This is a genomic window from Streptomyces sp. NPDC051636, from assembly GCF_044453765.1.
Classification (GTDB): Bacteria; Actinomycetota; Actinomycetes; order Streptomycetales; family Streptomycetaceae; genus Streptomyces.
This window is the reverse complement of sequence record NZ_JBITDA010000007.1, coordinates 208,561-230,680: the sequence shown is the minus strand read 5'-3', so window position 1 is coordinate 230,680 and position 22,120 is coordinate 208,561. Positions and strand designations below refer to the sequence as shown.

General features: G+C 72.6%; 27 protein-coding genes and 1 pseudogene. 21 read left to right on the top strand and 7 right to left on the bottom strand.

The genetic code is table 11. The annotated features are described in order from the left end of the window. Positions 1–117: 117 nt before the first annotated feature. Complete coding sequence (locus tag ACIBBH_RS16055; protein WP_399404899.1) at positions 118–312, bottom strand: DUF2795 domain-containing protein; 195 nt, start codon at positions 310–312, stop codon at positions 118–120. 501 nt (positions 313–813) lie between these two features. Between ACIBBH_RS16055 and ACIBBH_RS16050 the strand changes: the two genes are divergently transcribed. The 7 genes from ACIBBH_RS16050 (at position 814) to ACIBBH_RS16020 (ending at position 5,482) form a co-directional block, all read left to right on the top strand. Then, the gene (locus ACIBBH_RS16050) at positions 814–1,359 is read left to right on the top strand and encodes a hypothetical protein (RefSeq protein WP_399404897.1); all 546 of its coding nucleotides are present in this window, start codon (positions 814–816) and stop codon (positions 1,357–1,359) included. Positions 1,360–1,440: 81 nt separating this feature from the next. After that, positions 1,441–1,758, top strand: a complete 318-nt coding sequence (locus ACIBBH_RS16045) for a DUF2795 domain-containing protein (RefSeq protein WP_399404895.1) — start codon at positions 1,441–1,443, stop codon at positions 1,756–1,758. Between the two features lie 65 nt (positions 1,759–1,823). Further along, positions 1,824–2,156, top strand: a complete 333-nt coding sequence (locus tag ACIBBH_RS16040; RefSeq protein ID WP_399404893.1) for a hypothetical protein — start codon at positions 1,824–1,826, stop codon at positions 2,154–2,156. A gap of 67 nt (positions 2,157–2,223) precedes the next feature. Then, positions 2,224–2,700: an SRPBCC family protein gene (locus ACIBBH_RS16035; RefSeq protein WP_399404892.1), complete on the top strand. Its 477-nt coding sequence runs from the start codon at positions 2,224–2,226 to the stop codon at positions 2,698–2,700. Between the two features lie 173 nt (positions 2,701–2,873). Then, positions 2,874–3,842, top strand: coding sequence for a pyridoxal-phosphate dependent enzyme (locus ACIBBH_RS16030; protein WP_399404890.1), 969 nt, complete (start codon positions 2,874–2,876; stop codon positions 3,840–3,842). 373 nt (positions 3,843–4,215) lie between these two features. After that, on the top strand, positions 4,216–4,623 hold the full coding sequence (locus ACIBBH_RS16025) for an SseB family protein (protein WP_399404888.1): 408 nt from the start codon (positions 4,216–4,218) through the stop codon (positions 4,621–4,623). Then, complete coding sequence (locus ACIBBH_RS16020; RefSeq protein ID WP_399404886.1) at positions 4,565–5,482, top strand: MBL fold metallo-hydrolase; 918 nt, start codon at positions 4,565–4,567, stop codon at positions 5,480–5,482. The genes ACIBBH_RS16025 and ACIBBH_RS16020 overlap by 59 nt, the downstream gene beginning before the upstream one ends. On the opposite strand, the gene ACIBBH_RS16015 is transcribed toward ACIBBH_RS16020, so the two are convergent. Continuing rightward, the gene (locus ACIBBH_RS16015; protein WP_399404884.1) at positions 5,479–5,877 is read right to left on the bottom strand and encodes a MarR family winged helix-turn-helix transcriptional regulator; all 399 of its coding nucleotides are present in this window, start codon (positions 5,875–5,877) and stop codon (positions 5,479–5,481) included. The two genes, ACIBBH_RS16020 and ACIBBH_RS16015, sit on opposite strands and share 4 nt — an antisense overlap. 151 nt (positions 5,878–6,028) lie before the next feature. On the opposite strand from ACIBBH_RS16015, the pseudogene ACIBBH_RS16010 reads away from it, so the two are divergent. The 11 genes and pseudogenes from ACIBBH_RS16010 to ACIBBH_RS15960 all read left to right on the top strand — a co-directional run. Next, positions 6,029–6,461, top strand: a pseudogene (locus tag ACIBBH_RS16010) (beta-galactosidase); the annotation flags it as partial. Between the two features lie 195 nt (positions 6,462–6,656). Continuing rightward, the gene (locus ACIBBH_RS16005; protein WP_399404882.1) at positions 6,657–6,962 is read left to right on the top strand and encodes an ArsR family transcriptional regulator; all 306 of its coding nucleotides are present in this window, start codon (positions 6,657–6,659) and stop codon (positions 6,960–6,962) included. A gap of 44 nt (positions 6,963–7,006) precedes the next feature. Continuing rightward, positions 7,007–7,969: an SMP-30/gluconolactonase/LRE family protein gene (locus ACIBBH_RS16000; RefSeq protein WP_399404880.1), complete on the top strand. Its 963-nt coding sequence runs from the start codon at positions 7,007–7,009 to the stop codon at positions 7,967–7,969. A 94-nt stretch (positions 7,970–8,063) separates the two neighbouring features. After that, positions 8,064–8,525 (top strand): fluoride efflux transporter CrcB, encoded by a 462-nt coding sequence (gene crcB, locus ACIBBH_RS15995; RefSeq protein WP_399404878.1) that lies wholly within the window; start codon positions 8,064–8,066, stop codon positions 8,523–8,525. Next, positions 8,522–8,890, top strand: coding sequence for a DUF190 domain-containing protein (locus ACIBBH_RS15990; protein ID WP_399404876.1), 369 nt, complete (start codon positions 8,522–8,524; stop codon positions 8,888–8,890). Before crcB (ACIBBH_RS15995) ends, ACIBBH_RS15990 begins: the two co-directional genes overlap by 4 nt. After that, the gene (crcB, locus tag ACIBBH_RS15985) at positions 8,887–9,252 is read left to right on the top strand and encodes a fluoride efflux transporter CrcB (protein ID WP_399404874.1); all 366 of its coding nucleotides are present in this window, start codon (positions 8,887–8,889) and stop codon (positions 9,250–9,252) included. Before ACIBBH_RS15990 ends, crcB (ACIBBH_RS15985) begins: the two co-directional genes overlap by 4 nt. 76 nt (positions 9,253–9,328) lie before the next feature. Next, positions 9,329–10,165 (top strand): undecaprenyl-diphosphate phosphatase, encoded by an 837-nt coding sequence (locus ACIBBH_RS15980; RefSeq protein WP_399404872.1) that lies wholly within the window; start codon positions 9,329–9,331, stop codon positions 10,163–10,165. 168 nt (positions 10,166–10,333) lie between these two features. Then, positions 10,334–11,011: a FadR/GntR family transcriptional regulator gene (locus ACIBBH_RS15975; protein ID WP_399405119.1), complete on the top strand. Its 678-nt coding sequence runs from the start codon at positions 10,334–10,336 to the stop codon at positions 11,009–11,011. Between the two features lie 129 nt (positions 11,012–11,140). Further along, a complete protein-coding gene (locus ACIBBH_RS15970) occupies positions 11,141–12,157 on the top strand; it encodes an asparaginase (protein ID WP_399404870.1) in 1,017 nt (338 codons plus the stop codon). Between the two features lie 520 nt (positions 12,158–12,677). Then, complete coding sequence (aspA, locus tag ACIBBH_RS15965) at positions 12,678–14,090, top strand: aspartate ammonia-lyase (protein ID WP_399404868.1); 1,413 nt, start codon at positions 12,678–12,680, stop codon at positions 14,088–14,090. Between the two features lie 59 nt (positions 14,091–14,149). Further along, entirely contained in the window at positions 14,150–15,079 is a 930-nt protein-coding gene (locus ACIBBH_RS15960; RefSeq protein WP_399404867.1) for a glutaminase, read from the top strand. Between the two features lie 53 nt (positions 15,080–15,132). On the opposite strand, the gene ACIBBH_RS15955 is transcribed toward ACIBBH_RS15960, so the two are convergent. Both ACIBBH_RS15955 and rho read right to left on the bottom strand, forming a co-directional pair. After that, the gene (locus ACIBBH_RS15955; protein ID WP_399404865.1) at positions 15,133–16,296 is read right to left on the bottom strand and encodes a D-alanyl-D-alanine carboxypeptidase family protein; all 1,164 of its coding nucleotides are present in this window, start codon (positions 16,294–16,296) and stop codon (positions 15,133–15,135) included. An 86-nt stretch (positions 16,297–16,382) separates the two neighbouring features. After that, entirely contained in the window at positions 16,383–17,531 is a 1,149-nt protein-coding gene (gene rho / locus ACIBBH_RS15950; RefSeq protein ID WP_399404863.1) for a transcription termination factor Rho, read from the bottom strand. Positions 17,532–18,557: 1,026 nt separating this feature from the next. Here rho and ACIBBH_RS15945 point away from each other — a divergent pair. Continuing rightward, the gene (locus ACIBBH_RS15945) at positions 18,558–19,460 is read left to right on the top strand and encodes a hypothetical protein (RefSeq protein ID WP_399404861.1); all 903 of its coding nucleotides are present in this window, start codon (positions 18,558–18,560) and stop codon (positions 19,458–19,460) included. On the opposite strand, the gene ACIBBH_RS15940 is transcribed toward ACIBBH_RS15945, so the two are convergent. Next, entirely contained in the window at positions 19,450–19,665 is a 216-nt protein-coding gene (locus ACIBBH_RS15940; protein ID WP_399404859.1) for an SDR family oxidoreductase, read from the bottom strand. The two genes, ACIBBH_RS15945 and ACIBBH_RS15940, sit on opposite strands and share 11 nt — an antisense overlap. Before the next feature lie 35 nt (positions 19,666–19,700). On the opposite strand from ACIBBH_RS15940, the gene ACIBBH_RS15935 reads away from it, so the two are divergent. Then, on the top strand, positions 19,701–20,021 hold the full coding sequence (locus ACIBBH_RS15935) for a histidinol dehydrogenase (protein WP_399404857.1): 321 nt from the start codon (positions 19,701–19,703) through the stop codon (positions 20,019–20,021). Between the two features lie 21 nt (positions 20,022–20,042). Here the strand turns inward: ACIBBH_RS15935 and ACIBBH_RS15930 are convergent, their stop codons facing one another. Next, complete coding sequence (locus tag ACIBBH_RS15930) at positions 20,043–20,441, bottom strand: nuclear transport factor 2 family protein (protein ID WP_399404855.1); 399 nt, start codon at positions 20,439–20,441, stop codon at positions 20,043–20,045. 78 nt (positions 20,442–20,519) lie between these two features. Here ACIBBH_RS15930 and ACIBBH_RS15925 point away from each other — a divergent pair, with 78 nt between their 5' ends. Further along, a complete protein-coding gene (locus ACIBBH_RS15925) occupies positions 20,520–21,263 on the top strand; it encodes a class I SAM-dependent methyltransferase (RefSeq protein ID WP_399404852.1) in 744 nt (247 codons plus the stop codon). Here the strand turns inward: ACIBBH_RS15925 and ACIBBH_RS15920 are convergent. Further along, the gene (locus ACIBBH_RS15920) at positions 21,241–22,002 is read right to left on the bottom strand and encodes a GntR family transcriptional regulator (RefSeq protein WP_399404850.1); all 762 of its coding nucleotides are present in this window, start codon (positions 22,000–22,002) and stop codon (positions 21,241–21,243) included. The genes ACIBBH_RS15925 and ACIBBH_RS15920 overlap by 23 nt on opposite strands. Positions 22,003–22,120: the final 118 nt, after the last annotated feature.

Below are 22,120 nucleotides of genomic sequence, written 5' to 3'. Positions count from 1 at the left end.
GCGAGTGACGTGGCCCTGTATTCCGCGCCCACGCGTTCCGTGACCCCACGCCGGCCCGCGACCTGACATGGTCCGTCCCCCGCCGGAACCCCGGTGGGGGACGGACCGTCGTCTGTGTCACTCCTTGTCGAACACGGCCTTGCTGACCTCGGCCGGGTTCTGGAACTCCTTCTTCCCGAGGTGGGAGATGCGCTCGGTGATCTCCTTCGGAGCGTGGTTCTTCTCCGCGACCTTCCGGAGCTGGTCCCGGTCGGCCGGGTACTCCGCGCCGGACAGGGCTTTCTGCAGATCGGTGGGCCTGACAGCCGCCATGGCTCCTCCAGGCGTTGAGATGTTCCAGTGTTCTGTGTGACACGGCGCCGGACGTGGCACCGGACTGCTCAGGTACCCACGCCCCGGCGGGGCGATTCCGGTTTTCCGTGGCCGACCGCCGGCGCCACCGGGCTCGCGCCGAGGACGGAGGTCGTGGAGGCGCTGTCGCCGGCGGTGACCGACGGGGGCACATCAGGGGGTACTGGGCGACGCCCCAGCTCCGCAGGAAGGCCGCGGCCCGTGGAAGAGTCCCGGCGCGTCCGCGTGCACAACGGCGATGCCGGCCGGCGCCACCGCGCCGGTCCCGGCCACAGCGGACCCATCTCGAAGCTGCGGATGGTGCCGGAGACCGCGCAGACGGCGAACAGCACCCCCGGGGTCGGTCCGTCGCGGGTTGCCTCCCGTTTCCCCGCGAACCGGGCATCGCCTGAAAAGCCGGCACCGGATGGGTACCCGGGGCTTCGGTCAACCCAGAGGGCTCGGTTCGACGAGGAGGCCGCGATGAGCAGGAGTGACGTCCCAGGCGCAAACGCGACGAGTACGAAACCGGCCGGCTCGCTCACGGTGGGCCTGCTCGGCATCTACCTCAACGACCACCTGGCGGGGGCGACCGTCGGCACCCGCCGCGCCGGGTACGTGGCCCGGGCACACCGCGGCACCCCGCTCGGCGAGGTGCTGGAACCGCTCGCACGGGAGATCGCTGAGGACCGCAGAAGCCTGCTGGGCGTCATGCACCGGCTCGGGGTCCCGGCGCGCCGCTACAAGGTCGGCGCGGCGGTCGCGGCCGAGTGGGCGGGGCGGTTCAAACCCAACGGGCGCGTCGTCAACCGGTCTCCGCTGAGCACGGTCCTGGAACTCGAGTTCCTCCGGCTCGGCGTGGAGGGCAAGGCGGCCGGCTGGCGGACGCTGCGTCCGCTGGCGGACGCGGACGGGCGCCTCGACCCGCGCCGGATCGACGAGCTGCTCGAACGGGCCGAACGGCAGCTGCGCACGCTGGAGGACCTCCGCCTGCGCAAGGCGCAGGAGGTGTTCCGCGCTCACGGGTGATCCCGTGTCCCCCGGCATGTCCCGGGTACTCGCCGTCAGAAACCGGCAGGCACGACGACTGGCAGGGCAAGGAGGTTCGCGATGGCACACACCAGCGTTCCGGAGGTGCTGGGCGCGATCAAGGACGTCGACTTCCCGGCCGACAAGGACCGGCTGGTCACGGCGGCGCGTTCGGCGGGCGCCTCCGAAGAGGTCGTCAAGGCGTTGCGCGGCATCCCGCCGGAGCAGTACACGAGTCGTGAGGACGTGGCCCGGTCGGTCCGGGTGGACCCGGACTCCGACCTCGGGTACAACGCCACGCAGCGCGCGGAGCAGGCCCGCGAGGGCGGCAAGCCCGGGCTCTCCCAGCATCTGCGGGAGGAGCCGAGGACACCGATCCAGGAGGAGCTGGACCGCTGACGGTTCCCCGGCCCCACGATCCGGCCGCGCCGGCGCTCGACGTCGGGCGTGCGGAGAACGGCGGCGTGGTCCAGGCGGCCCCCGGTGCGGGCCGGGACGTCGCGGGGGACGTGGCCATGAGCGCCCCGGGGCCGGTCTCCGTCCAGCGCGCCGGAGGGAACGAGGGCCGCGGTCCTCGGCGGGCCGACGGACAGCGGCAGCGGCCCCGTCAGGACCTGCTGGGCGGCCTCGGCCACCGACCGCGCCCGGACGAGCCGCGCACGGCCCCGATCACGGACCGCGCCGTGGATCACGACCAGGACCGACAGCACGGCCAGGTGATCACGGTGGCGGACATCCGCTCGCCGGAGGACATGCGCGGACGACGCCATCGCGCCGATCTGCGCGGATCGCTGTGAACAGGCCGCCCACGGGGGTACCCGGACGCCGGCCGACGAAAGCCGACCAATGAAGGAGGAAGCACGCATGAGCACGGTCAAGGAAGCGGTTGAGGTCGAGGTCCCCGTCCACACCGCCTACAACCAGTGGACGCAGTTCGAGCAGTTCCCGCAGTTCATGGAGGGAGTGGAAGAGGTCAGGCAGCTCGACGACCGCCACAACCACTGGACCACCAAGATCGGTGGAATCAAGCGGGAGTTCGACACCGAGATCGTCGACCAGCTCCCCGACGAGCGGATCACCTGGCGCACCGTCGGCGGTGAGACCCAGCAGAAGGGAACCGTCCGCTTCCAGCGCCTGGACGACACGCACACCCGTGTGGAGCTCGTCATGGACATCGAGCCCGAGGGTGTCGCGGAGAAGGGCGCGGACGCGCTGGGGATGATCGACCGGCGGGTCAAGGGCGACATGCGCCGGTTCAAGGACTACATCGAGCACCGCGGCGGCGAGACCGGCGCCTGGCGCGGCCGCATCAAGCCCGGTGATCCCGGCCAGGTGCTCTGAGTCCCCCAGGTGCTCTGAGTCCCCGCAGGACGTGCTCGCACTGGGCGCTGCCGTAGCCGCAGCCGGAATCTGGACTTTCCGTCTATGTGCTGGACTATGATTCCAGTCCGGCCAGGATGTCCCGGCATCCGGTGACCGCGGCGCCCGGCAGCGCCCAGAACGGAGTACGGCCCATGTCCGACATCCCGCCCGTCAGCCTGCACGACATCCAGGACGCCGCCGCGCGGATCAAGGGAATCGCCCACCGGACGCCGGTGCTGCGCTCGCGGACGCTGGACGAGCGGGTGGGCGCAGAGGTGTTCGTCAAGTGCGAGAACCTCCAGCGCGTCGGCGCCTTCAAGTTCCGCGGCGCCTACAACGCCGCGTCCCGGCTCGGCCCCGGCCACCTGGCCAAGGGCATCGCCGCCTACTCCTCCGGCAACCACGCCCAGGCCGTCGCCCTGACCGCCCGCGAGCTCGGCACCACGGCCGTGATCCTGATGCCGGAGGACACGCCCCGCGCCAAGCTGGAGGCGACCGCCGGATACGGCGCCGAGATCGTCACCTACGACCGCTACACCGGCGACCGGGTCGCGATCGGTGAGGCCCTTGCCGCCGACCGCGGTCTGTCCCTGATCCCGCCGTACGAGCACCCCCATGTCATCGCCGGACAGGGCACGGCGGCCCTGGAGCTGCTCGAGGAGGCCGGCGACCTGGACGCCCTCGTCGTGCCGGTCGGCGGCGGCGGGCTGATCGCCGGGAGCGCCACCGCCGCCAAGGGGCTGCTGCCGGACATCCGGGTGATCGGCGTGGAGCCGGAGGCCGGGGACGACACCAAGCGGTCCCTGGACGCGGGCCGGCGCGTCTCCGTCCCCGTACCCCGCACGATCGCCGACGGCCAGGCCGCGGACATCCCCGGTGAGCTCACCTTCTCGATCAACCGGCGCCTGCTCGACGGCATCAGCCTCGTCAGCGACGACCAGATCCGCGAGGGCATGCGGTTCGCCTTCGAGCGCCTGAAGACCGTCGTCGAACCGAGCGGCGCGAGCGCCCTGGCCGCGCTGCTGGCCCACCGCGTCGAGCCGCTGCCCCGTCGGATCGGCGTCATCCTCTCCGGCGGGAACATCGGCGCCCGGCGGTTCGCCGAACTCCTCGGCGGCTGACGGTTCCGCAGCCGGTCCCAGCGGTCCCGGACCGTCGCCTGCCGCGCGCGAGCGCACCGGTGGCCGCCGTCGACGGGGACATCAGCCAGCACTCGGCGTACGTCCCCGGCCGCGACTCTCCTCGGCGTCATCGTCTCGCCCCTGCTCTGCGGCTTGGCCGCGGGACTGGTTCCTCGGCACGCCCGCGGACCGGCCGGGCGGCCGACGGCGCTTCGCCGCGCACTCCGCCGGACTCGGCCCGGCCACTTCCGGCTGACCATCACCTTCGGCTCACCGGCATACGGCGCGTCCGACGGGGTACGCGCCCAGGACCGCGTCCGGGGCCGAGCGGCTTCGGGCACGCCGTACGACCGCCGCTAGCAGGGGATCTGCCATGGAGACACCCGCGTACGACGACATGCCGACACCGGCCCAGCGGGCGCTGGACACGCTGGCCGAGAACGCCGAGGACCCGGCCGCGCTGGACACGCTCGCGAGCAGCGACGTGCTGGTCCCCGTACCGGACGACGCAGCCGCCGAGGAAGCCACCGACCCCTCGGTGGTGGCCCTGCCGGTCCTGGAACGCCCCGGGAACAACCCGGTGGTGCCCGTGTTCACCTCGGAGATGACGATGGCCGACCTGCTGCCCTCCGTCTCCCGCTACCGTCTGGTCCCCCTGGGCGCGCTCGCCTCCCAGTGGCCGGCCGACGACCTCTCGCTCGCCATCGACGGCAGCTCCGCACATGGACTCACCCTCACCTCCGAGGGGGTGCGCACCCTGCTGGCCCGGCCGACGGGCTGAGCGGAGCCGGTCCGCGCCGTCCCGGACGGTCGGTGCCGCCACGATGACCGCACGGAATGGATCTCCGGCGTGGCCGGAGGGCTGGTTCTGGCACTGGTCCTCAGCAGCGTCCTGCGCACCCTCGTGGTCCCCCGCGGGAGCTGTACCGGGCCTGGGAGCGGCTGGCCTCGGACATGGGCGAGAGCCACTCCACCTACCCGATCCTGCTGACCTTCCGCTCCCCGAGCCCGCACCGCAGCTGGCTGGTCGGCCCGGTCGCCGTCATGGACGCGGCCGCCCTGCAACTCGCCCTGGCCCCGCGCGGCGCCCCGCCGGAGGCCCGCCTGGTGCTGCGCACTACGAGGCGATCGTCTACGCCCTGCGCCGCCGCTGCGACGCCGTCCCCGTCCTGTGGACCGGCCCGCGCGACTTCCCCGGCGGGGCCATCCCGCCCGCCGGCCGGTGGACCGGCGGCCCGGTCGAGGTCGGCCCGAACGACCGGTGGGTGACGGCGTACCGCGTCGAGGACCTGGCCACCGGGGGAGTGCTGGTGTACGCGCCCTGTGTGGCCGCCTGGAGCCCGGTGCTGGACGCGTTGTGCGCGACTGCCGACTGCGTGCTGCTGGACGGCACCTTCTTCGCGGCCGACGAGATGGGCACGGCGGTACGGCCCGGCAGCGGGCAGGCGGCCATGGGGCACCTTCCGGTCACCGGCCCGCACGGAAGCCTCGCCGCCCTGGGCCGCCATCCCCGGCCGCGCCGGATCTACACCCACCTCGACAACACGAACCCGCTGCTCGACCCCGCCTCACGGGCCCGGGAGCAGGTGGCCGAAAACGGGGTCGAAGTCCTGCCGGACGGGGCCGCGTTCACGCTTTAGCCCGCCGGCTCCTCGAGCATGCGCCCCAGCACCGACCGCTGCAGCGGCAGCACTTCCGCGTGCAGCTCGCGGCCCTTGCGGGTGAGCGCGACCCAGACGCCGCGCCGGTCCTCCGCGCACACCGAGCGCTCCACCAGGCCGTCCTTCTCCAGCCGCCCGATCAGGCGGGACAGCGCGCTCTGACTGAGGTGCACCCGCCCCACCAGGTTCTGCACCCGGCACTGGTCGCCCTCCCCGGGCGACTCGGCGGCGAGGATGTCGAGCACCTCGAAGTCGCTCGCGCCCAGCCCGTACGGATGCAGCGCCCGGTCGATCTCGCACATCGTGCGCGCGTGCACCGACAGGATGTCCCGCCACCGTTCCTCGAGCCGTGCCTCGGCCGTCTCCACTGCCATACCCGCACCGTAGCACCGATTCGGCCGATCGTTGACTGTGCAACTAGTGTGGGCGCAAGCAGTTCTCCGAGGCGCCGCCCCCACCCCCGGCACAGGGTGCTGTCCCCGGCACCGTCACGTCGACCCGCGCCGCACCAGTTCCGTCGGCAGGGACATCCGGCTGAGGCGGGAGGCCGGTGTCACGATGGTGAGTACCGCGATCTTCTCCTGGGCCCTGCTGGAGCCCTCACCCGGGGTGTACGACTTCGGCCGGCCGGTCACCGCCGAGGGCCTGCGCCACGAATTCGGCTCGCGCCGGGCGATCTGCCACAGCAACGCCGACTGCCGCGCCGCCGCCGCGAACATCACCACCAGACTCGCCGGCGCTACGGCGACCGCCCGGCCCGGCGATGTGGCACGTGCACAACGAGTACGGCGTCCCCGCCTCGGCCTGCGTCTTCTACTGGGAGGCCACCTGGACCGCCGTCAGCGGCAACTGCTGGGACCCGACCGACGCCGCCTCCGGCAACGGAGGGGAGAACCAGGCCCTGTTCGGCTACGACGACACGGCGCTGTCCTCCGTGTCGTGGTTCAGCCACCGCTGAGCCCGCGCTGACGGGCCCGGGCCGTGTGGGGGGCGGCCGGATGCTTCGGCTTCCTTCCTGGGGGAGTGGGTGAACTCCCTTGCGCGACAGGGCCGTTCGGTACCGGACAAGGGCCGTCGAGTCCCGGGCGTGGCGGCATCGGCTACGCGACAGTGGGAAGACAGGACAGGAGGAGGCTTGGACGGAGGCGACGCGATGCTGAGGACTCCCGCGGGTGAGACGCGCCTGGACATCCTGGAGTGGCTCAAGGATCCGGCCGCGCACTTCCCACGGGAGCGCCACGCCGACCCGGCCGAGGACGGCGTCACCGCGCGCGCCGTCGCCGCCAAGCTCGGTGTCTCCCGCCGGGTCGCCGACACCCACCTCGGCCTGTTGACCAGCATCGGCCTGCTGCGCGCCAAGCGGATCCGGCGCCGCACCTACTACCGGCGGGACGAGGTCCGGATCGCCGAGGTGGCCCGGATGTTCGAGAAGGGCTGGCAGGGGCACCTGCGACCATGACCCTCCGGCCACGGCCTGTTTCGACCACGAAGGGCAGGGCGCACATGGACCGTCCCACGGCACTCGTTCCCCGGCACTACGTGGCCATCGGCGCCCGGGGCCCCGAGGACGTGGTGGCCGACGCCCGCGGCCGCGTCCTGACCGGCGTCGAGGACGGCCGCATCCTGCGCCTCGACGGTCTCGCGGACCCGGACACGGCCCGCGTCGAGGTGCTCGCCGAGACCGGCGGCCGGCCCCTCGGCCTCGAACTCCTCCCGGACGGCGACCTGCTGGTGTGCGACGCCGAACGCGGCCTGCTGCGCGTCGCCCTCGACGACGGCACCGTCCGCGTCCTGGCCGACTCGGTGGCGGGGGAGCCGCTGCGGTTCTGCAGCAACGCGGTGGCCCTGTCCGACGGCAGCGTGTACGTCACCGTCTCCAGTCGCCGTCACCCCCTGCGGCACTGGATGGCCGACCTGGTCGAACACACCGCTACGGGACGCCTGCTGCGCCTCCCGCCCGGCGGCGGGGAACCCGAGGTGCTGCTGGAGGGGCTGCAGTTCGCCAACGGCGTCGCACCGAGCGCGGACGAGTCCTTCCTGGTCGTGGCGGAGACCGGCGCCCGGCGCCTGATCCGCTGCCGGCTCACCGGCCCGCGCGCCGGCACCGCCGAGCCCTTCGCCGACGACCTCCCGGGTATGCCCGACAACATCTGGCGCGCCGGGAGGACCGGCCCGATCTGGGTGGCCCTAGCCGGCCCGCCCGTCCCCCCGCTGGACCTCCTGCACCGCACCCCGCCCGCCGTGCGCCGCACCGCCGCCCGGGCCGCCGCGCACGCGCCCTTCCGCCCGACGGGCTTCGCCGGCGTCCTGGCCCTCGACGACGACGGCACCACCGTCCACCACCTCACCCGCCGCCACTCCGGCTTCCGCATGATCACCAGCGTCTGCGCGACCGGCGGTCACCTGGTCCTGGGCAGCCTCTGGGAACGCGGAGTGGCGGTCTGCGAGGCGCCCACCGCGAAGTGACCCCCGGCTTCGCCCGGCGGTACCCTGAGGCCCGGCCGTGATCCGGAATCCCGGTCTGATCCAGGTGATGGGGCCGAACAGGAGAGCCACGACCATGACAGCCCCGGAAGCCGAGAGCCTCCGCGTCCGGCCCCGCCCCGCGCGGCAACCGGCCTGGCGCGCCCAGGCACCCGTCGTCGCCGTGGTGTCGCTCGGCGGCGCACTCGGCGCGACGGCCCGCTACGCACTGTCCCTGGCCTGGCCCACCCAGCCGGGCGGCTTCCCCTGGGCGACCTTCTGGACGAATGTCACCGGCTGCGCCGTGATCGGCGTGTTCATGGTGGTCATCACCGAGGCGGGGGCCGCCCACCGCCTCGTACGCCCCTTCTTCGGCACCGGCGTGCTCGGCGGGTACACCACCTTCTCCACCTACGCCGTCGACATCCAGCAGCTCCTCGACGCCGGCCACCCCCGCACGGGGCTGGTCTACCTCGCCGCGACCCTGATCGCGGCCCTCGCGGCGGTGTGGCTCGCCGCCACGGCGACCCGCCGCGTCCTGAAGTGGAGGCAGCCATGACCAGGCTGACCGGCAGCGCGCTGCGCGTGACCGTCTTCGTCGGCGAGAACGACACCTACCGTCACAAGCCCCTGTACAGCGAGATCGTGCACCGGGCCCACGCGGCCGGCCTGGCGGGGGCCAGCGTCTTCCGCGGCATCGAGGGCTTCGGCGCCTCCTCCCTGATCCACACCTCGCGGCTGCTGTCCCTGAGTGAGGACCTGCCTGTTGCCGTCGTCATCGTCGACACCGAGGAGCGGGTACGGGCCTTCCTGCCGCAGCTCGACGAACTGGTCACCGAGGGACTGGTGATCCTCGACGACTGCGAGGTCATCCGGTATGCCGGCCGGGGCGAAACGGACGCGAAGGGTAAGAAGTCGTTGTGAACTGGCTGCCGGTGGCCCTCGGGGCCATGGTCGGTGCTCCCCTTCGCTACCTGACCGACCGCGCCGTGCAGTCCCGGCACGACTCGCTCTTCCCCTGGGGCACCTTCGTGGTGAACGTCACCGGCTGCCTGGTCCTGGGCCTGCTGACCGGGGCCCCTGCCGCCGATCCGCACCTGCGGCTGCTGCTGGGCACCGGGCTGTGCGGGGCGCTGACGACGTACTCGACCTTCTCGTACGAGACCCTCAGGCTGACCGAGACCGGTGCGGGGCTCTACGCTGCCGCCAACGCCGTCGCGAGCGTGGCGGCGGGCCTCGGTGCGGCCTTCGCCGGCGTGTCGCTCGCCCAGGCGGTGTGGGCGTAGGCACGGGCCTCACACCCGGGCACAGTAAGACTGTCTACAGCACTGTCGACCAACCAACTCCTCAGAACTGGATCCCATGAGCGCCATCTCCGTCGGTCAGGCCGTCGTCCTCGGAGTCGTCGAGGGGGTGACCGAATTCCTCCCCGTGTCCTCGACCGGCCACCTCAAGATCACCGAGGGGCTCATGGGGATCCCCGTCGACGACAAGTCCGTCGTCGGGTTCTCGGCGGTCATCCAGGTCGGCGCCATCGCCGCCGTGCTCGTGTACTTCTTCAAGGACATCGTGCGGATCGTCTCCGCGTGGGGCCGAGGGATCCGCAACAAGCAGGAGCGCTACCACCACGACTACAAGTTCGCCTGGTGGGTGATCTACGCGACCATCCCGATCGTCGCGGTGGGCCTGGCCGCCAAGCCGCTGATCGACGGCCCCCTCGCCTCGCTCTGGGTGGTCGCGGGCTCACTGATCGTCGGCTCCGGCGTGATGTGGGCGGCGGACCAGATGGGCCGGCACAAGCGCGGCGAGGACGACACCTCGTTCAAGGACGCGATGCTGGTCGGCTGCTCCCAGATCCTCGCCCTGCTCTTCCCCGGCTTCTCCCGCTCCGGCGCCACCATGTCCACCGCGCTCATCCTCGACCTGGACCGCGTCGCCGCCACCCGCCTCTCCTTCTTCCTCGGCATCCCGGCCCTGACCGGCGCCGGCCTGTACGAGCTGAAGGACGCCCTGGGCGCGGGCGTGGGCGCGGCCCCGCTGGCGGTCGGCACGATCGTCTCCTTCGTGGTCGCCTACGCCTCCATCGCCTGGCTGCTGAAGTTCGTCGCCAAGCACTCGTTCAACGCCTTCGTCCTGTACCGGATCGTCGTCGGCCTGGCGCTGTTCGGCCTGCTGGGCGCCGGAGTGCTCGACAGCTGACCGGTGTCCTGACCGCACGGGGCGTGATGCAGAGTTTCATGCGTCACGCCCCGTGAATGTTTCCTTTCCCCCCGCGCCTTGACAGTGCCGTCCCGCAACCCGCAGGATCGCTCCGTGAACCTGTCAGACAGCCAGACAGGTGGCCGGGGGCCGCAGCGCGTCAGCGCGATGGAAGCGGTCCTCGCCCACCTCCGCGGTGCCATCGAGCGCGGCGAGTACGCCATCGGGGAGAAACTCCCCTCCGAGGCGGAGCTCTGCCGAACCCTCGAGGTCTCCCGGCCCGTGCTCCGTGAGGCCCTGCGCGCCCTGCAGACGATGGGCCTGACCGTCTCCAAGACCGGCAAGGGCACCTTCGTCGTGGCGAACGCCGTCGAGGACCCCACCTTCGGCGACTTCACGGCCAGCGACCTGCTGGAGGTGCGCCGGCACATCGAGATCCCGGTCGCCGGGTACGCGGCGGCCCGCCGCACCCCCGAGAACCTCGACCACCTCGCCCACCTGCTCGACCGCATGGAGCGGGAGACGGACACCACCGCCTGGGTCGCGATGGACACCCTCTTCCACCTCGCCGTGGCCGAGGCCGCCCAGAACCCGGTCTTCCGCCGGGTCATCGAGGAGATCCGCGACGCACTGGCGCGTCAGTCGGCCTTCCTCAACGAGCTGGGCGGCCGCCGGGAGCAGTCCAACCGCGAGCACCGGGCGATCGTCGAGGCGCTGGTCGACGGTTCCGGGCACGACGCGGTGGCGGCCATGTCCCACCACCTCGACCGCGTGGAGACAACCCTCACCGACATCGTGCGCTCCCCGCGCACGGACACCCCCACGGAAGGCGGACCCGAGGCGTGAGCGAGCAGCACCTCAAGGACGAGACACGCTCCTCCACCCGTCCGCGGTCGCAAGGCGCGCCAGACCGCCGGGCCGACGCGTGAACCGCGCGCGGGTCCACTCCACCCACCACCAGTGATGCAGGCAGTGATGTACAGCAGTTTCCCCGCGGAGGCACCCCCCGTCCGCGAGCCGCTCCACGCTCCCGTCGCCCACCTCATACGCGGCGGGATCGTCGAGGGCGTCCACTACGGCTCCGTCGTCGTCCTCGACGCCGACGGCCGGGTCCGGCTCCAGCTCGGCGACATCGAGGCCGCCTTCTACCCCCGTTCGGCCCTCAAACCCGTCCAGGCCGTCGCCATGGTGCGGCTCGGGCTGCCGCTCGACGGCGCCCTGCTGTCCCTGGCAGCGGCGAGCCACTCCGGCGAGGAGTACCACCTCGCCGGGACCCGGCGGATCCTGGAGCTCGCCGGGCTCGCCGAGGACGACCTGCGCAATGTCCCCGACCTGCCCTTCGACCCCGTCGTGCGCGACGCCTGGGTCCGGGAGGGCCGGCTGCCCTTCCGGCTCGCCCAGAACTGCTCCGGCAAGCACGCGGCGATGCTGTGGACCGCGAAGCTGAACGGCTGGTCCCTGAAGGACTACCTGGACCCTGCGCACCCCCTGCAGCAGGCGATCGCCGGCACGGTGGAGGACCTCACCGGTCAGCGTGTGGCCCGGGTGACGGTCGACGGCTGCGGTGCCCCGCTGTTCTCCGTCTCGCTGCACGGCCTGGCCCGCGCCGCCGCCCGCATCACCACCGCGGCACGCGACACCCCCGAGGCCCAGGTCGCCGACGCGGTGCGCGAGCACGCCGAGATGGCCTCCGGCTCCGGCCGTGACGTGGCCGCCCTGATGCGGGCCGTGCCCGGCCTGCTGGCCAAGGACGGCTTCGAGGGCGTCCAGGTCGCCGCCCTCCCGGACGGCCGCGCCGTCGCCGTCAAGATCGCCGACGGCGCCAACCGGGCCCGCGTCCCGGTCGCCGCCGCCGCCCTCGCCCGCGCCGGCGTCGACCCCGGCCTCCTCACGGAGTTCGCGGGTGAGCCGCTGCTCGGCGGCGGGGAGCCCGTGGGCTGCGTACAGCCGGTCCGCGCGCTCGATCCGTTGGCGCTGCCGGCCTGCGCATAGCCGCGACGCTCGGTTTCGGCCGGGGGGGGCGGTGCCGGTGTCCGCGAAGCGGATGCGGTCGGCCGACGGGCCGGGTGTCCGATGCCGGATCGCCCCGGCCGGCGGGGCGGTGTCCGTGGCGCGGTTCGGTCCGGCGGTGTCCGTGGGACCGGGCGTGGTGCTGCGGATGGGCGTGGGTCTGCGGGTGGCGCGGTGGTGGCGTCGCCGGTGGGCGTGCGTGGGTGTTGCCGTGCCGGCTCGGCCGGACGTGCGCGCCGATGGATGCGCGTGGGGGCGGGCCTGGCCTCGGGCTCCGGCGTGCGTGATGCGTCCGGCAAGGGCGCCAGCGCCAAGGTCGTACGGCCAGGGCTCCCGCCCTCACCCCCAGCGCCCGGTCCTGTCGCGCCGACCGTTCCCCCGCACGGGCAATCGGCTCCCCGGCACCTCGCCCGCACCGAACAGGCGCAGACCCGCACGGCACCCCGCCCCACCATCCCGCCCTCGCCCCCACCCCGAACCCCGAAAGAGGACCCGCCCTCTCATGACCGCCGCCGCCAGCCGCACCGAACACGACCTGCTCGGCGACCGGGACGTCCCCGCCGACGCGTACTGGGGTGTCCACACCCTGCGCGCCACGGAGAACTTCCCCATCACCGGCACCCCCATCTCCGCCTACCCGCACCTGATCGACGCCCTGGCCGCCGTCAAGGAGGCGGCCGCGCTGGCGAACGAGGAGCTCGGGCTTCTGGAGCCGGGGAAGGCGGCCGCCATCGTCGAGGCGTGCCGGGAGATCCGGGACGGCAAGCTGCATGACCAGTTCGTCGTGGACGTCATCCAGGGCGGCGCGGGCACATCGACCAACATGAACGCCAACGAGGTCGTGGCGAACCGGGCGCTGGAGCTGCTGGGGTACGCCAAGGGGCAGTACGCGCACCTGCACCCCAACGAGGACGTCAACCTCGGGCAGTCCACCAACGACGTCTACCCGACCGCCGTGAAGATCGCGACCGTCTTCGCCGTGCGGGGCCTGCTCAAGGCGATGGCCGTCCTCCAGGACTCCTTCGCCCGCAAGGCCGTCGAGTTCCGGGACGTGCTGAAGATGGGGCGTACGCAGCTCCAGGACGCCGTACCCATGACGCTGGGGCAGGAGTTCTCGGCGTACGCCGTGATGCTCGACGAGGACCGCAGCCGGCTCGCCGAGGCCGTCGAGCTGATCCACGAGATCAACCTGGGGGCCACGGCGATCGGGACCGGGCTCAACGCCCCGGCCGGTTACGCCGAGTCCGCCCGCCGTCACCTGGCCGCCATCACCGGCCTGCCCCTCGTCACCGCCGCCAACCTGGTCGAGGCCACCCAGGACTGCGGCGCGTTCGTCCAGATGTCCGGCGTGCTCAAGCGCATCGCGGTCAAGCTCTCCAAGAGCTGCAACGACCTGCGCCTGCTGTCCTCCGGCCCGCGCGCGGGTCTCTGCGAGATCAACCTGCCGCCGGTGCAGGCGGGTTCGAGCATCATGCCGGGCAAGGTCAACCCGGTGATCCCCGAGGTCGTCAACCAGGTCGCCTTCGAGGTGATCGGCAACGACGTCGCCATCACCATGGCGGCCGAGGCCGGACAGCTCCAGCTCAACGCCTTCGAGCCGCTCATCCTGCACTCCCTGTCGGAGAGCATCACGCACCTGCGAAGCGCCTGTCTCACGCTCGCCGAGCGCTGCGTGAACGGCATCACCGCCAACACCGAGGCGCTGCGCGCCACCGTGGAGAACTCCATCGGACTGGTGACCGCCCTGAACCCGCACATCGGGTACACCGCCGCCACCGCCATCGCCAAGGAAGCCCTCGTCACCGGCCGCGGCGTGGCCGAACTCGTCCTGGAGAAGGGCCTGTTGCCCGCCGAGACGCTCGCCGGCCTGCTGCGCCCCGAGATCGTCGCGGGCAGCGCGGCACCTCTCGCCTGACCTGCGGCGCCGCAGCCGCGACTACGCACCAGGACCGGCCCGGAGGCACAATAGTGATCATGGCAACGACGTCGTCCCTCACCTTCCTGCCGGTTCTGGAGCGCATCGCCGAGGAGATGGAGCGCACCCCCGGCCGCGGGCGTCCCGCCGACTACATCCCGGCGCTCGCGGCCTGCGACCCCCGCCGCTTCGGCATGGCCGTCGCCGAGCTGGACGGCACGGTGTACGGGGTGGGGGACTGGCGGCAGCCGTTCTCGGCGCAGTCCATCACCAAGGTCTTCACGCTCGCCCTCGACCTGGCCCGCGAGGGCGACGCACTCTGGGAGCACGTGGGCCGCGAGCCCTCCGGCAACCCCTTCAACTCGCTGGTCCAGCTGGAGTACGAGCACGGCATCCCGCGGAATCCTTTCATCAACGCGGGTGCCCTCGTCGTCACCGACCGTCTCCAGACCCGTACCGGCGACGCGGCCGGGGAACTGCTGGCCTTCCTGCGCGCCGAGAGCGGCAACGCCGCCCTGGACTTCGACAGGGAGATCGCCGCCTCCGAGGCCGCCCACGGCGACCGCAACGCCGCCCTCGCCCACTTCATGGCGTCCTACCGCAACATCGACAATCCGGTGCCGGTCCTGCTCGACCAGTACTTCCGGCAGTGTTCCATCGCCGCCTCCTGCGCCGACCTGGCCCTCGCGACCACGTTCCTGGCCCGGCACGGCATCCGCGCCGACGGCACCCGGCTGCTCACCCGCAGCCAGGCCAAGCAGGTCAACGCGGTGATGTTGACCTGCGGGACGTACGACGCAGCCGGAGACTTCGCCTACCGCGTCGGCCTGCCCGGCAAGAGCGGGGTGGGCGGCGGCATCATCGCGGTCGTACCGGGCCGGTGCACGCTGTGCGTGTGGAGCCCGGGGCTCGACGAGCGCGGCAACTCCGTGGCGGGGGTGGCGGCCCTCGACCGGTTCACGACCCTCACCGGACTGTCGGTGTTCTGACCCACCGGGGACACGGGGATCACGCTCGGCCCGCTGCTCGGCCTGCCGGCCGGTCAACCGTCCGCCTTCCGGCTGCCCTTGGCCCGCAGCGCCAGTGCCACGGCCGCCGTGCCCAGACCGGCGGCGCCCGCGATGATGCCGGTGTCCGGCCAGTCCGATCCGCCGTCCGGGGCGAGCGGCGCCGCCGCGGCCACGGGCGCCGGGGACGCGCTCGAATGGGGCCGGCGGGGGGCCAGGGCGTCCAGCGAACCCACCGGATCGACGCGCCCGGACGCGGCGAAGCCCCAGTCCAGCAGCGCGCGCGCCTCCTCGTACACGGCGAAGCCGCCGCCTTCCTGCGGGTTCATCACCGTCACCACGAGCGTGCGCCCGCCCCGGCGCGCGGCGGCGACGAGGGTGTTGCCCGCATCGCTGGTGTAGCCGTTCTTGATGCCGATCAGTCCGGGGTACGGCTCCACGCCGTCCTCGCCGGTCAGCAGCCGGTTGGTGTTCTCGATGCCGTACCACCCCCCGTCCTCGCCGGGGAAGCGGGCCTCGGCGGTGGAGCAGTACCGGGCGAAATCGGGGTTGCGCAGCCCGGCGCGGCCGAAGACGGCCAGGTCGTACGCCGACGACACCTGGCCGGGCATGTCGTAACCGTCGGGTGAGACGACGTGGGTGTCCACCGCGCCCAGGGCGCGGGCCCTGGCCTGCATCCGGGCCGCCGTGGCCCGCCAGCCGCCGCTGAGCGAGGCCAGGACGTGGACGGCGTCGTTGCCGGAGCTGAGGAAGACACCCCGCCACAGGTCGGCGACGCGGTACGTCTGCCCCTCGACGACTCCGACCAGGCTGCTGCCCTCGCCGACGTCCTGCAGTTCCCTGGTGTCGACGGTGTGCCGGACGCCGCCGGGCAGGGTCGGCAGCACGGTCAGGGCGAACAGCGTCTTCAGCGTGCTGGCGGGCGGCAGCCTGCGGTGCGCGTCGGAAGCGGCCAGTACCTCGCCCCCGCGGGCGTCGGCCACCAGCCACGACAGCGCGGAGACGGCCGGGACCTCGGGCGCCCCGGGGTGCGGCCGGACCTGTGTGCCGGAGCGGTAGAGGAGCGACGGCTGCGGGACCGCCGCCCTCGGCCGGCCGGGCGGGGCGGGGTCCGCCGCGGCCGGCACGAGCGCGAGCACACCCGCCACACACAGGGCGCAGGTCGACGCGGCCACCCGGGAAGAGAATCCGATCATCATATGAATCAACGTAGAAACGGAGGTGCCGTGGAGCACGCTGCCCGGGCCGGAGGGCACCCGGGAGCAACCCGGATGCCGCACGCGGATCAGTCCGCCGGCAGCGTCGGCTGGACCTGCCGCAGGAACGTCGCGTTGTCGGGGGTCTCGCGCATGCGGCGCAGCAGGGTGTCCAGGTTCGCCGGGCCGCCGTCCCGGGAGCGCAGGGCGCGGCGCAGGCCTCGTACGGCGGTCAATTCGGCCGGGGAGAGCAGGAGTTCCTCGCGACGGGTGCCGGACGGGTCGAGGTCGACGGCCGGGAACAGCCGGCGGGAGGCGAGCTCCCGGTCCAGGCGGAGTTCCATGTTGCCGGTGCTCTTCAGCTCCTCGAAGAACAGGCCGTCGGCCCGGGAACCGGTGTCCACCAGCGCGGTGGCGAGGATGGTGAGCGAGCCGCCCTCCTCGGCGTGCCGGGCGGCGCCGAAGAACCGCTTGGGCCCGATCAGGGCGCCGGCGTCGACGCCGCCGCTGAGGGTGCGGCCGCCGGCGGCGGCCGCGTTGTTGTGGGCCCGGCACAGCCGGGTCAGGGAGTCCAGCAGGATGACGACGTCCTCGCCGTCCTCGACGAGTCGCTTGGCGCGTTCGATCACGAGTTCCGCGAGGGCGATGTGGTCCTTGGGCGCTCGGTCGAAGGTCGAGGCGTACACCTCGCCGCGCACGGAGCGCCGCATGTCGGTGACCTCCTCGGGCCGCTCGTCGAGCAGCACCACCATCAGGTGGCACTCGGGGTGGTTGCCGGCGACGGCGGCGGCGATCTGCTGGAGCAGCACGGTCTTGCCGCTCTTCGGCGGGGCCACGATGAGCCCGCGCTGGCCCTTGCCGACGGGCGTGAACAGGTCGGCGACGCGTCCGGCGAGCCCGGAGGCCCGGTGTTCGAGCCGGATCCGCTCGCGCGGGTGCAGCGGGGTGAGGTCATGGAAGTGGCGGCGCCCGCGCAGCGCCTCGGGCGTGCGCCCGTTGACGCGCGTCACGTCGGCCGGCGTGCGCCGCTCGCCGCGGACGCCTTCGACGAGGTCGCCCCTGCGCAGGCCGTGACGGCGGATCAGCGCGGGGGAGACCTGGGGGTCGGCGGGCGAGGGCAGGCAGCTCTCGGCGCGCAGATGCCCCTTCCCGTGCGCGTCGATGTCGAGGACACCGGTGACGAGCTGGGGGGCCGCGGGCCGCTGCTGTACGGGAGGGTGTTCGAGTGTGGTGGTCATGGGAAGTCCTTTCACGGACTGTCAGGGTCGGAAGGCATGAGGAAGGGGTGGGGAAGAGGCGCGCGGGGAGGGTGTACGAACACGCCTCCGGGCGGCGGAACAGCACCTCGGCTACGACGCACCTACGGCACGAACGTCCTGCTCACGAGGTGTGTGGGGAAGCTGTGCACCGGGTCTGTGCGCGACGCGGTGGTCAGCTGAACGAAGGGGAACCGGCACCGGAGCCCGAAACGGGGGCGTACACAAGTGCTGGTCGCACTGTACCAGTGACCCCGAGTCCGTCAACATGGCGTGGCCCGACCCTGTTCCCGCGCCGTTCCACGTGCTCCCTCAGGCGAGAGGCACAGCACGCGGAGCCGGGAGGGGTGATCGACTTCGACGCCGCCGGTGTCGTGGTAACCACCGCGGCCGACGGCGGCGGGTCCTGACCCGCATTCCAGCCACACGAACCCCGATGGCCTTCCCCGACGCATTTCTTGTTCCGGCCAACCCCTCCCGACGCTGCCACCACCGCACTCGGGCGGCACAGGACAAGGGACTTGGCAATCATGGGTCGACGGGCCGGGAAGATCGCTTCCATCAGTGGGACGGGGGCCGGAACAGGGCGGGCCGCGGCACAACTGGTCGCAGCAGAGGGGGCCCGCGTATTCGGCTGCGACTTCGGCCGAGAAGAGCGCGGCGGAAACCGTGGAACACGTCGAGAAGTCCGGCGGAGTCATGGGCTCCCTCGCGCCCGTCGACCTGTCCACCGAGACCGGCGCACAGTGGATCGGGCCGGGACCGAGGCCTTCGGCGGGCTCGACATCCTCACCCTGCCGCTCGTGCGCGGGACACGGCGCGTGCGACCGCCGGGGCCGACGAATCCGCCGGGCAGGCCGCGTCCGCGTGAGGCGCTACGGCACCGAGGAGGCCGGGGTGTTCACCCCGGCCTCCTGTGTATGTCACCGGCCCGCACCAGATGTCCCCAGACCATAACGATCCCGGACGTCGGGGGACTTGACCGCCCACGTGCATTATCTTCACGTCATGTCCACGCCGCCGCAGCAGCCCGACCAGCCGTCGGACGCGCCCGCCCAGCCGACCGCGTATCCCTACCCGAATCCGCAGTCTCCGCCGCCCGGCGGGCCGACCGGCTTCCCGCCGCCGGCGTCCCCGGCCGTCCCGGCCCAGCAGAGCTTCTACGCCCATCCCACACTGGTCGGCCAGCCGGTCCAGCCGCAGCCGGGTCAGCCGCCCCAGCCGGGCAACCCGTACGTGCAGCAGGGCCCGTACGGCCCCGTGCCCGTCCCGCCGCCCGGCGGCAACCGCGGGGCCGGGCGGGCGGTCCTGTGGGCCGTGGTCGGCGCGGTGGTCGCGTCCGCGGCCTGGGCGGTCGGCGTCTTCGTGGTCGGCGGCAAGGACAGCGCGGACCTGCGCGGTTACTCTTCGCCGTCGAACCTCTGCTCCGGCGCGGACTACTCCTCCTTCAAGGACGAGTACCCCGAGAACGACAGTTCCCCGACGCACAACACGCTGAAGGACGCCGCCCTCGACGAGGGTTCCTGCAGCCTCAGCCTGAAGAAGACCGGTTCCAGCTACGCGGACGCCTACCTCTCCATCCAGCTGGACCTGCACAAGAAGACCGACCCGGCGCCGGAGTTCACGGCCACCTGGAAGAACTACGACGACAGCCACTCCGGTTACGACGTGGAGAAGGTCACGGGCATCGGTGACGAGGCCTACCTCGTCACCGAGGACACCACCAGTGGCTCCTCCAGCGGTTCCCGCTACGCCACGCTCGCCGTGCGGGACGGCTGGATGACGTACAGCATGAGCTACAGCGCCTACCTGTCCTCGTACGACGACGACAAGGACCCGCCGCAGCTCGACGAGGTGACCGACTGGCTGAAGTCGGACACGAAGTCCACGCTGGAGAACCTCAGGGACTGACCGGGTCCGGCGCGCTCGTGATGGCCTTGCCCCCGCCGTGCGCCGCGTAGCCGCCGTCGACGGTGATCTCCGCGCCGTTGCCGTACGACGCCTCGTCGGACAGCAGGTGGACGATGAGGGGCGCCACCTCGTCGACGGTGCCGGGACGGCCCTGCGGGGTCAGGTCGAGGCGGGCCCGCACGAACACCGGGTTCGCGGACTCCATCAGGGGCGTCTCGATGTACCGCCGGCCTCGGCCAGGTGCGCGAGACTGTCGCCGGCGTCATCGCGGACATCCGCGAGCGCGGTGACAAGGCCGTGTCCGAGTACTCCGAGAAGTTCGGCAAGTGGAGCCTGGACTCCTTCCGGCTGAGCGACGAGGAGGTCGGGAAGACCGTCGGCTTCGCCCGCCACCGGCTCGACTCGCTGCGGGAGTTCGAGGTGGAGACGCTGCCGGGCGTGCCGCTCGGCCAGGAGCACATCCCCGTGCGGGCGGCCGGTGCGTACCTCCCCGGCGTCCGCTGCCCGCTCACCGCGTCCGCCCACCACCTGCACCGGCGCCCTCACCCTCACAGGGCGTGAGAACCGGCGGAGGCGCGGCGCTCACGCGGACCGCGCCTCCGCCTCCTCGGCGATCCGGCCGAACTGCGCGCCCATGGCCTCCGCCAGCGCCTGGGCGCCCGACAGAGGCCGCACCATGACCGTGATCCCGTCGATCAGACCGTCCTCGTCCAGGTGGATGAAGTCGCAGCCCTGGACCGTGCGGTCGCCCACCCGCGCCGCGAACACTAGCGCGTGGTCCCGGCCGTCGTCGCCGGCGAGTTCACGCTCGTAGCGGAAGTCCTCGAAGACCCTGGCGGCCCCGCGCAGGATCGCCGCCGTGATCGCCTTCCCGGCATACGGCTTGAACACCACCGGGCTGGTGAAGACGACGTCCTCGGCCAGCAGCGCCTCGACGGCATCGAGATCGCCGGCCTCGACCGCCTCGCGGAACGCGCGCATCGGATCACCTCATGATCAGTAGGTTGAGCAGGTGCCGATGAGCATAATCAAGCGTGTGTTTCCCCTAGGCTGACCCGGATGTTCAGCCCCGAAGGACCCAGTCTCCGCGAGCTCGCCGTCCAGGCGCTGTCGTCCGTCGAGCGCGGCTACGACCTGCTCGCGCCAAAGTTCGACCACACTCCCTTCCGGACGCCGGACGAGGTGCTTGAGTCGGTGGCGGCGTTGCTCGCCCGGCTCGGCCCCGCCGCGGACGGACTCGATCTGTGCTGCGGTACCGGTGCGGGGACGCAGGTGCTGGCGAGGGTGTGCAGGGAGAGCGTCACGGGCGTCGACTTCAGCGCCGGGATGCTCGCCGTCGCCCGGGAGCGCACCCCTCCCGCCGGGCCCCGCGTGGCCTGGGTGCGCGGTGACGCCCGCGCGCTGCCGTTCGCGGCCGCCTTCGATCTGGTGGTCAGCTTCGGCGCGCTCGGCCACTTCCTGCCCCGTGAACTGCCCGGCCTGTTCGGCCAGGTGCACTCGGTGCTGCGGCCGGGCGGCCGTTTCGCGTTCCCCGTGCTCGCCCCGCCCCGGCCGTCCGGCCCGGCGTACTGGATGCTGCTCGGCTTCGACGCGGTGATGCGGGTGCGCAACGCCGTGTGGCGGCCGCCGTTCGTCATGTACTACCGAGCCTTCCGGTTCGGCGACGTCCTGCGGGAGCTGACGCGCGCGGGCTTCGCCGTGGACCTGTACGCCCTGCCCGAGTTCGGGCGGCGGCGCGACGGCAGCCCCCGCGCGCGGCTCGTCGTGGCCCGCAGGGGCGTCACCCCGCCGCCGGCACCGTGAACTCGTAGACCAGCGCGTCCTGTTGGGCGTCCACCACGAGATCGGTGATCTCCAGCGGCCGGGCGTACTGGTCGTGCACGCGCCGGGTCACGCGGACCGAGGAGGCGTCGGCGACCTGGCTGATGGAGTCCCGGTGGTGCAGGGTCAGGCCCGCCTTGCGCATCCAGTCGTAGGCCCGCCTCAACTGCGCGGCGGCGGCGCCGTCGGCCCGGTCGCGGTAGCGGCCCAGCTCCGCCACCTCGGACAGGGCCACGGCGGAGAAGGATGTCAGCGCGGTCCGCACGGCGCGGCCGTCGGGCGTGGCGGACTGGTAGCGGTGCACCAGCGTCGGCCGGTGCGGGGCGAGGCCGAGCGCGGCGGCGTGCTCCGGCGGGGGCGTCTCCCAGGTCACCGTGGCCCGGTCGGCCGCGCCCGGGTCCGCGCTGCGGGCGCCCACCGGGAAGGTGAGCGACACCGGGTCCTCCACCGGCAGGCCGGGCAGGGTCGCGTGGCTGCCCCGCCGGTCGGTGGTCACCAGACCATCGCGGCGCAGCACCTCCAGCGCCTGCCGGACGGTCTCCCGGCTGACCCCGAAGTGCCCGGCCAACTGCCGCTCGCCCGGGAGCCGTTCACCCGGTGGAATCGTCCCGTCGCGCAGCTCGCCGAGTAACTGCGTCGCGATCCGCCAGTACAGCGGCTGGTCACCGGTTTCCGGGTGGTCGTCGGTCTGCGGGTGGTCGTGCGGGGTGGTGCGGGCCATGCCGCGCCTCCTGTTGGTGACAAGACGTAGCCGTTCGGGCTCATTGCGCGACCACATCTAGCATTGGTCTACACCAGCAGGGAAGGGTGGTCTGCCGGTTCGGCCGAAACCGGACCGC

What these genes read in the sequence shown, in the direction of transcription:
- ACIBBH_RS16055 (WP_399404899.1), bottom strand. Translation starts at nt 312, where the DNA reads ATGGCGGCTGTCAGGCCCACCGATCTGCAGAAAGCCCTGTCCGGCGCG.
- ACIBBH_RS16050 (WP_399404897.1), top strand. Translation starts at nt 814, where the DNA reads ATGAGCAGGAGTGACGTCCCAGGCGCAAACGCGACGAGTACGAAACCG.
- ACIBBH_RS16045 (WP_399404895.1), top strand. Translation starts at nt 1,441, where the DNA reads ATGGCACACACCAGCGTTCCGGAGGTGCTGGGCGCGATCAAGGACGTC.
- ACIBBH_RS16035 (WP_399404892.1), top strand. Translation starts at nt 2,224, where the DNA reads ATGAGCACGGTCAAGGAAGCGGTTGAGGTCGAGGTCCCCGTCCACACC.
- ACIBBH_RS16030 (WP_399404890.1), top strand. Translation starts at nt 2,874, where the DNA reads ATGTCCGACATCCCGCCCGTCAGCCTGCACGACATCCAGGACGCCGCC.
- ACIBBH_RS16025 (WP_399404888.1), top strand. Translation starts at nt 4,216, where the DNA reads ATGGAGACACCCGCGTACGACGACATGCCGACACCGGCCCAGCGGGCG.
- ACIBBH_RS16020 (WP_399404886.1), top strand. Translation starts at nt 4,565, where the DNA reads ATGGACTCACCCTCACCTCCGAGGGGGTGCGCACCCTGCTGGCCCGGC.
- ACIBBH_RS16015 (WP_399404884.1), bottom strand. Translation starts at nt 5,877, where the DNA reads ATGGCAGTGGAGACGGCCGAGGCACGGCTCGAGGAACGGTGGCGGGAC.
- ACIBBH_RS16005 (WP_399404882.1), top strand. Translation starts at nt 6,657, where the DNA reads ATGCTGAGGACTCCCGCGGGTGAGACGCGCCTGGACATCCTGGAGTGG.
- ACIBBH_RS16000 (WP_399404880.1), top strand. Translation starts at nt 7,007, where the DNA reads ATGGACCGTCCCACGGCACTCGTTCCCCGGCACTACGTGGCCATCGGC.
- crcB (WP_399404878.1), top strand. Translation starts at nt 8,064, where the DNA reads ATGACAGCCCCGGAAGCCGAGAGCCTCCGCGTCCGGCCCCGCCCCGCG.
- ACIBBH_RS15990 (WP_399404876.1), top strand. Translation starts at nt 8,522, where the DNA reads ATGACCAGGCTGACCGGCAGCGCGCTGCGCGTGACCGTCTTCGTCGGC.
- ACIBBH_RS15980 (WP_399404872.1), top strand. Translation starts at nt 9,329, where the DNA reads ATGAGCGCCATCTCCGTCGGTCAGGCCGTCGTCCTCGGAGTCGTCGAG.
- ACIBBH_RS15975 (WP_399405119.1), top strand. Translation starts at nt 10,334, where the DNA reads ATGGAAGCGGTCCTCGCCCACCTCCGCGGTGCCATCGAGCGCGGCGAG.
- ACIBBH_RS15970 (WP_399404870.1), top strand. Translation starts at nt 11,141, where the DNA reads ATGTACAGCAGTTTCCCCGCGGAGGCACCCCCCGTCCGCGAGCCGCTC.
- aspA (WP_399404868.1), top strand. Translation starts at nt 12,678, where the DNA reads ATGACCGCCGCCGCCAGCCGCACCGAACACGACCTGCTCGGCGACCGG.
- ACIBBH_RS15960 (WP_399404867.1), top strand. Translation starts at nt 14,150, where the DNA reads ATGGCAACGACGTCGTCCCTCACCTTCCTGCCGGTTCTGGAGCGCATC.
- ACIBBH_RS15955 (WP_399404865.1), bottom strand. Translation starts at nt 16,296, where the DNA reads ATGATGATCGGATTCTCTTCCCGGGTGGCCGCGTCGACCTGCGCCCTG.
- rho (WP_399404863.1), bottom strand. Translation starts at nt 17,531, where the DNA reads ATGACCACCACACTCGAACACCCTCCCGTACAGCAGCGGCCCGCGGCC.
- ACIBBH_RS15945 (WP_399404861.1), top strand. Translation starts at nt 18,558, where the DNA reads ATGTCCACGCCGCCGCAGCAGCCCGACCAGCCGTCGGACGCGCCCGCC.
- ACIBBH_RS15940 (WP_399404859.1), bottom strand. Translation starts at nt 19,665, where the DNA reads ATGGAGTCCGCGAACCCGGTGTTCGTGCGGGCCCGCCTCGACCTGACC.
- ACIBBH_RS15930 (WP_399404855.1), bottom strand. Translation starts at nt 20,441, where the DNA reads ATGCGCGCGTTCCGCGAGGCGGTCGAGGCCGGCGATCTCGATGCCGTC.
- ACIBBH_RS15925 (WP_399404852.1), top strand. Translation starts at nt 20,520, where the DNA reads ATGTTCAGCCCCGAAGGACCCAGTCTCCGCGAGCTCGCCGTCCAGGCG.
- ACIBBH_RS15920 (WP_399404850.1), bottom strand. Translation starts at nt 22,002, where the DNA reads ATGGCCCGCACCACCCCGCACGACCACCCGCAGACCGACGACCACCCG.